Source organism: Neobacillus niacini, assembly GCF_019749295.1.
In the GTDB taxonomy this organism is placed as follows: domain Bacteria; phylum Bacillota; class Bacilli; order Bacillales; family Cytobacillaceae; genus Neobacillus; species Neobacillus niacini_D.
Genome location: NZ_JACWFG010000011.1, coordinates 625841 through 633372 on the forward strand (window position 1 = coordinate 625841; position 7532 = coordinate 633372).

The following is a 7532-nucleotide window of genomic DNA, read 5'->3' on the forward strand; positions in this document are numbered from 1 at the left end:
TAAACAGTTTATACAAAAAAGCATACAGCTTATACAAATAATCTAGCATGTGTCTTCCCAAAACATTTCAGTGGAATTAAGAAGGGAAAAAAGGTAATCTGTAACAGTATCTTTTTTAAAAGGGAGTTGGATGAATGGGGAATACAGAAAATAAACCATCGTTGATTGTCGGCCTTTTGTTAGCAGGGGCTTTTATCGCGATTTTAAATCAAACGTTGATGATAACAGCAATTCCTCCAATTATGGAAGAAATGAACGTTACCGCAAATAGTGCACAGTGGCTGACCACAGTCTTTATGTTGGTAAATGGAATCATGATTCCCATCAGTGCCTTTTTATTAGAAAAATTTACTACAAGGCAGTTATTTATTTCAGCCATGAGTGTTTTTACACTAGGAACTATTGTCTGTGGGATTGCTCCTAATTTTGAGATTCTTCTTTTAGGAAGAGTCATTCAGTCTGTAGGTGCGGGAGTCATGCTGCCATTAATGACCACCGTATTTTTACTCATCTTCCCGGTCAATAAGCGCGGTTCAGCTATGGGTCTTGTCGGCCTTGTAATATCCTTTGCACCAGCCATCGGACCTGCTTTATCTGGATGGGTGACATCGAATTTTTCATGGAGAGTGTTATTTTTTATTATTTTGCCTATAGCTCTTATCGATATTGTTGTCGCATTCCTTTTCTTGAAAAATGTCACAGAGATTTCGAAGCCAAAAGTAGATATCATTTCGATTCTATTGTCGTCATTCGGTTTTGGCGGCTTACTATATGGATTTACAAGTGCGGGGAATTACGGGTGGTCTCATGCTGTAACACTACTATCACTCATAATTGGCGGTTTATCACTGATTGTATTTATTTTCCGCCAATTAAGATTGAAACATCCAATGCTTGAATTTCGTGTATTCACGTTTTCGATGTTCCCTTTTGCCATAGCCATTGGGATGATCAGCTTTATGGGCTTAATTGGTGCAGAAACCATCATCCCGCTCTTTATGCAGAACATGAGGGAGTTTTCTGCCTTTGAGGCGGGGCTCGCTTTATTACCAGGAGCACTGATTAGCGGGATAATGTCACCGATTGTTGGAAGAATATTCGATAAAGTCGGGGCTAGATGGCTTGTGATGATAGGATTAACCATTATGATGGCTTCTTCATTTGCGTTTACGACTTTAAGTCCGTCGACCACGATGACCTATATTACGGTCCTATATGGGATTCGAATGTTTGGTCTTTCGATGGTGATGATGCCGGTCGCAACTGCTGCATTGAATCAGTTGCCAAAACGCTTAATTTCCCATGGGGCGGCCATGGATAATACGATGAAGATGATTGCTGCTTCCGTAGGAACCGCCATCCTTGTTACAGTTATGACTACAACAGCGGAAACAGCAAAAAAGAGCCCGGACATTGCCTATCCGGATATACACGGAGCGAACATCGCCTTTATGGTCGTTTCCATTCTTTCCTTACTAGGACTAATACTGACCTTTTTTATCAAACACAACCGACATTCTCAGGGAGAAGCGGATGGAAAAAGACAAAGAAATGTACAAGTGAACCTTCAGGAGTAATCGCTGAGTATTCCAATGAAAAAACTTTTAATAGAACGAAACGTTCCTTACACTTTGTAGGGAGCGTTTTTTTTTTATCGGTCAATTTGTACAGTAGGAGAAGGCGTTTCGTTTCTAGTAATATCTTAAACATAGGAAGAAGGTTGTGGGAATTTGTTCTCGTTTAAGAATAGTTAATAAGTAGTATTATAGTAGTGTAGAATTGGAATTTCTTGTTTACATTGTAAAAATTATTAATGATTTGTATTTTGTGGGTAAAGTTTTCGTTAAACAGAACGAAATAACAAAGAAAAATGGTAGGTTAGGTGTATATCCGCAGTACTTCCCTGCATAAGAAAGGAGGATTGGATTTTTATAGAATTGGTAGATTCTTGGGATGTACTGCTTTTATAGAATGAAACAATAATAGATTTAGAGGAGGCATACTCTTGAAGAAACTACAAAAACAGTTTTTTGCTATCACCACAATGGTGGTCATGTTGCTAGGTATGGTCCTGCCATATCGGGCCCAAGCGGCTGAAACGATTACGGTAGCACAGGCGATTGCCAACAATACAGGAACAGCAACAGTTGAGGGTTACATAGTCGCCTATACAACTGGGACGAATAAATATGATTTTGAGGCTCCGTTTGCTGCAGATACAAACTTTGCCATCGCAGACAGCCCTACAGAAAGAGATGCAACGAAAATATTACCTGTTCAAATAACCTCTAGTTTTCGCCCAACCTTTGGATTACAAACGAATCCATCGATAGTAGGTAAAAAGGTTTATATTACAGGATCACTTGAAACTTATTTTACAGTTCCTGGCCTAAAATCTCCATCGGCCATTTCATTTGATGGCACAACACCACCTCCAGGTGAAGACCCTGTAGATGGCGTAACAGGACTAAAAATTGGTGACATACAAGGTGCATCTCATACATCACCATATAAGGATAAAAATGTACTAGATGTACCTGGGGTAGTAACCTATGTAGCAGACAGCAGCAATTTCTATATACAAGACACTACGTCAGATGACGATGCTGCTACATCAGAAGCCATTCTCGTTTACAAGCCAACTCACAATGTTGCTGTCGGTGATAGTGTAACTGTTTCAGGACTTGTAAAAGAGTGGGTACTCGACGGTTATGCTGAGAAGCTTCAAACCGATTTAGCCATGACAGAAATTAATGCCCAATCTGGAAAAATCACAAAGGTTTCTAGTGGAAATCAGCTTCCGGCACCACTTGTCATTGGTAGTGACGTGGTTCCTCCAACCTCTGTCATCGATAATGATAACTTCGGAACATTTGACCCTGCAGAAGATGGCATTGATTTTTATGAAAGCTTGGAAGGCATGCGTGTTTCCATTGAAAATCCTACCGTTACAGGACCGCAGAAATATGGGGAAGTACCTGTCATCACGGGTCAAGTAGATGGAAAAGCATATACAAAAGAAGGAATGCCTCTTTTAACAAAAGAAAATCAAAATCCTGAGAAAATGCTTCTTCAGCTTGATGATCGAAACTATGTAACGAAAGCCGGTGACTCTTTTAATGGAACTGTCACAGGAGTAGTCAGCTACACGTTTAGTAACTTTAAGATTCTCACCAAAGCAGCAGATTTACCAGATCTAGTAGAACGTGAGAGAACAAATGAAGTAACGACGATTCAAAAGGAAGAAGATAAATTAACCATCGCAGGCTACAATATTGAAAACTTCACAGCTTCAGATACCGTTAAGCGCGACAAGCTGGCTAAATCAATGGTTGATAACTTAGGAACTCCTGATATCATTGGTCTAGTTGAGGTACTGGATGATAGTGGCGAAACGAATAATGGTGTAGTAAAAGCGGATGCGAACTATAAGGCACTAAGTGATGCGATTCAAGGCTTTGGCGGACCCACTTATGCCTGGACAGAAATCGCTCCCGTTGACGGAAAAGACGGTGGAGTACCTGGTGGGAATATCCGCGTTGGGTACCTTTACAATCCTGAGCGTGTAACACTAAACGAGGCACCAAAGGGTGATGCCACAAGTGCAGTTGCTTATGAAAATGGTTCTTTAACCCTAAACCCTGGGCGCATTGACCCAACAAACGCTGCATTCAACAGCAGCCGAAAGCCACTTGCAGCTGAATTTACCTTCCAAGGTGAAGAAGTCATTGTGATTAACAATCACTTCAACTCAAAAGGCGGAGATGAGCCTTTATTTGGGAAAAATCAACCGCCTTATCTTGAAAGTGAAGCACAGCGTTTAGAAATTGCTAACATCGTCAATAACTTTGTTTCTGATATCAAAGAAGAGAACGAAGATGCAAATGTAGTTGTTTTAGGAGACTTAAACGATTTTGAGTTTTCTGCACCACTAGCAGCATTAAAAGGTGATGACCTAACAAACTTAGTTGAAACACTGCCTGCTTCTGAACGATACACCTATAACTATCAAGGAAATGCGCAAGTATTAGATCATATTTTAGTATCTAATAACTTAGCTGAGGCAGCAAAACTTGATATCGTGAACTTTAACTCTCCATATATGGAAGAGCATGGACGCTCTAGTGACCACGATGCACTTGTGGCTCAGTTAGATTTAGCAGTGGAAGAAGGACCATTTACGCTGTCACTTCTTCATACAAATGATACACATGCATATGTTGAGCAATTTCCTAAATTAATTACAGCTGTGAACGATTTACGTTCCCAGAAGGAAAATAGCCTGTTGTTAAATGCAGGAGATGTGTTCTCAGGAACACTATATTTCAGACAATATTCAGGTCTAGCAGACTTGTATTTTATGAATCAATTGGGCTTTGATGCAATGACACTTGGAAATCATGAGTTTGATAAGGATTCGGCAACACTGGCAAACTTCATCAAGCAAGCTAAATTCCCGATTGTATCTTCGAACGTAAACATGACAAACGACGCTGACTTAGGGCCGCTATTTAATAGCTCAATCGGTGGAAGCAATGAACAAGGAGAAATTTTCCCAGCCATTATTAAAGAAGTGGATGGAGAAGAGGTAGGAATCTTTGGATTAACAACCGAAGATACAGCATTCCTTGCGAATCCTGGCGATAACATTGTGTTTGAAAATGCAATTGAAAAAGCCAATGAAACAATTGATAGACTTGAAGCACAAGGTGTAGATAAAATTATTGCTTTATCTCACTTAGGCTATCAGCCGGATTTGTATTTAGCAGAAGCGGTAGACGGCATTGACGTGATTGTGGGCGGTCACTCCCATACAAAATTAGATGCCCCAGTGGTGGTAGAAAAAGAGGAGCCGACATTAATCGTCCAAGCCAATGAGTATTTAAAATACCTTGGTGTTCTAGATGTAACATTTGACGAAAATGGTGTAATAACAGATTACTCTGGCGAACTTAAGGATTTAAGTGCTTATACTGAAGATGAAGCAGCAAAAGCAAAGGTTGCGGAGTATAAAGCTCCATTAACAGAACTACAAAAACAAGTTGTAGGCAGCACTTCTGTTGCATTAAATGGTGAACGTGCTGATGTTCGCAGCAAGGAAACCAATCTAGGAAACTTAATTGCAGACGGTATGGCAGCAAAAGCAAATGAATTTGTCCCAACATATATTGCGATGCAAAATGGCGGTGGAATTCGTGCCTCCATCGACCAAGGGGATATCACGTTAGGAGAAGTATTAACAGTACTTCCTTTCGGTAACAACTTAGTGACTCTTGACCTAACAGGTGAAGAAATTCTTGCAGCCTTAGAGCACAGTGTGAGTGCACCAGGTGCAGGTTCATTCATGCAGGTATCAGGGTTGAAGTTCAAGTACGATCAAGCGAAACCAGTAGGTGAACGCGTCTGGCATGTTGAGGCATTAACAGCTGAAGGATATGAAGAACTACAACAGGATAAAATTTATCGTGTAGCGACAAATGCCTTCACTGCCGATGGCGGCGATGGGTACGGCATGTTTAAGACAGCGAAGGACGAAGGTCGTATCGCAGAGTTATACATTGTAGACTTTGAAGTGTTTACTTCCTATTTAGAAAAGGTCAATCCTGTTTCACCAGTAGTTGAAGGTAGAATTGTCCAAGAAGTTGCAGACAGCGCAGCTCCAGAGGCTCCTGCTGTAAACCAGGTAACTGACCAATCGACACAAGTGACTGGAACAGCAGAACCAGGTGCAATCGTTGAAGTATCGAATAATGGCACCGTTATTGGATTAAGTACGGCATTAGAAGATGGTAGTTTTGTAGTCGAAATCGCTAAGCAAGCAGCTGGAACACAGCTTGCCATTACGGCAACAGATGCTGCTGGCAATGTCAGTGAAGTGACGGTAGTGACGGTAGTGGACGTAACACCACCAGCTCAACCACAAGTCAATCCTGTCATTCACAATGATACGGTTGTTTCGGGAACATCAGAAGCAGGTGCAAGTGTTAAGGTCATGTTGGGTAAGGTAGAGCTAGGCTCAGCTGTAGCAGATGCCAACGGAAAGTTTAATGTATCTGTGCCAAAGCAAAAACATAAGAATCTATTAACCGTTACGGCAACAGATGCTGCTGGAAATGTTAGTAAGACTTCAATTGTTGACGTATTAAAGAAAAACGGGAAGTAAGAAAGACGGCAGGTTGCTATTACGGCAATCTGCCTTTTTTAATGAGCAGCTTTACCAGTGAGTGAAGGGTCCAAGGGAGGCGATAAAGAAAAGGTTAATAAGCAAGTAAAGAGTGTGCAAAATGGTATCATATATGTGAGAAGCAGTTGAGTAGAAGAGATTATTTAGTATTTGGGAATTATTATTTCAATGGATAACGAGGCGGGCATCATGGGTATACATAAGCAAAAGTTTGCCATCATTGTTCATTCAGGTTTAGTGTTAGCTGGTGGAGGAATGATAGGTTACCAAAAAGAAAAACTTGAAGCTGGGATCAAAACGCAACAAAAGGCAGAAAAACAAGCTTCCCAAGAGGGGACTGACATTGCGTAAACGAAGGTAATTAGTGCGGAGATGAATCCGATTCTAGAGAATATAGAGGCAGCTGAATTAGCAGTCTATTTATTGCCTGAAAGAACAGAAAGACGAAAGCTCCTAGATAGAATAGCAATTGTAAAAGAAGAGTTTAACAGAAATCAAAAGGTCAAAGAAGAAGCTCGCTTGGCAGAATTAAAAGACGAGGTTGATCAAGCATTTTCCTTTTTAATAGCGTGTTCTGTATTTGTTAAATGTTAAAATTAATAAAAACAATTGGGGGGGTTTAATGGTTTGTGTAGTAAATGATTCGGGAGGGAAAATGGGAGGTGATTCATAAATATTTTGGTATAGTAGTTGTACTTGGAACAATCCTAATATCAGCTTGTAGCGTAGAAAAAACTGAACAAAAAGTTAAAGAAAATAACACTGTTGAGGATAAGGTAATTGTCGATAGTTCTACTACCGAATTAAACCTTTTTGAACTGTCTGCTAAAGAAGAAGTAGGTTATAGAAATTTTCAAAATGATGTAAATTTAAAACATCTAGTCGGATTAGAATCAATAAGTATTGCGAAGTTATATCTTAAAGCAGGGTTTGATAAAAAATATGAAGTTCAATATGCTCTATATACAGACAGAGAAGGATATGTTCAATGGTCAAATGAAGAAGATAAAAATATCCCTGAAGCTGATAGAGGCTCTGATGAACAGAACATAAAACGATTTAAAAATATCGACAAAGGAGCAATTGTACAAACTAGTGATTATGAAGGATTTATTGAATATGATTCAGGTGAAGGAACAAATGGTTTTCAGATGATTAAAAACGAAGAAGGGGTTTGGTAAGTGTCATTTTTACCTATTCAATAGAGGTTGCAATTGTTTATATCTATTAAGTGTTTAATAAACGTTATATGCAGAGTTTGTGAATATTTGTACCTAAAGTAAAGGGATCGCTGCGGCGACCCTTTTTTTATTGAGCTAAACCAGCTAATAGTTTGTCAATATTTTTC

General features: G+C 39.7%; 5 protein-coding genes. All 5 read left to right on the top strand.

Translation table 11 applies throughout. The features are described 5' to 3' along the window. Positions 1 to 134 precede the first annotated feature (134 nt). The 5 genes from H0184_RS16905 to H0184_RS16925 all read left to right on the top strand — a co-directional run bounded on the left by H0184_RS16905 (position 135) and on the right by H0184_RS16925 (position 7365). Positions 135 to 1577 carry a DHA2 family efflux MFS transporter permease subunit gene (locus H0184_RS16905; RefSeq protein WP_221827158.1) on the top strand — a complete coding sequence of 481 codons (1443 nt, stop codon included), beginning with the start codon at positions 135 to 137 and terminating at the stop codon, positions 1575 to 1577. Positions 1578 to 2005: 428 nt separating this feature from the next. Further along, positions 2006 to 6163 carry a 5'-nucleotidase C-terminal domain-containing protein gene (locus H0184_RS16910; RefSeq protein WP_260631613.1) on the top strand — a complete coding sequence of 1386 codons (4158 nt, stop codon included), beginning with the start codon at positions 2006 to 2008 and terminating at the stop codon, positions 6161 to 6163. 210 nt (positions 6164 to 6373) lie between these two features. After that, complete coding sequence (locus tag H0184_RS16915) at positions 6374 to 6535, top strand: hypothetical protein (RefSeq protein ID WP_221827159.1); 162 nt, start codon at positions 6374 to 6376, stop codon at positions 6533 to 6535. 21 nt (positions 6536 to 6556) lie between these two features. Continuing rightward, entirely contained in the window at positions 6557 to 6778 is a 222-nt protein-coding gene (locus tag H0184_RS16920) for a hypothetical protein (protein WP_221827160.1), read from the top strand. A gap of 68 nt (positions 6779 to 6846) precedes the next feature. Next, entirely contained in the window at positions 6847 to 7365 is a 519-nt protein-coding gene (locus H0184_RS16925; protein ID WP_221827161.1) for an RNA polymerase subunit sigma, read from the top strand. Positions 7366 to 7532: the final 167 nt, after the last annotated feature.

Excerpts from the sequence above, each read along its gene's own strand:
- H0184_RS16915 (WP_221827159.1), top strand. The coding sequence starts at position 6,374 with ATGGGTATACATAAGCAAAAGTTTGCCATCATTGTTCATTCAGGTTTA.
- H0184_RS16905 (WP_221827158.1), top strand. The coding sequence starts at position 135 with ATGGGGAATACAGAAAATAAACCATCGTTGATTGTCGGCCTTTTGTTA.
- H0184_RS16920 (WP_221827160.1), top strand. The coding sequence starts at position 6,557 with ATGAATCCGATTCTAGAGAATATAGAGGCAGCTGAATTAGCAGTCTAT.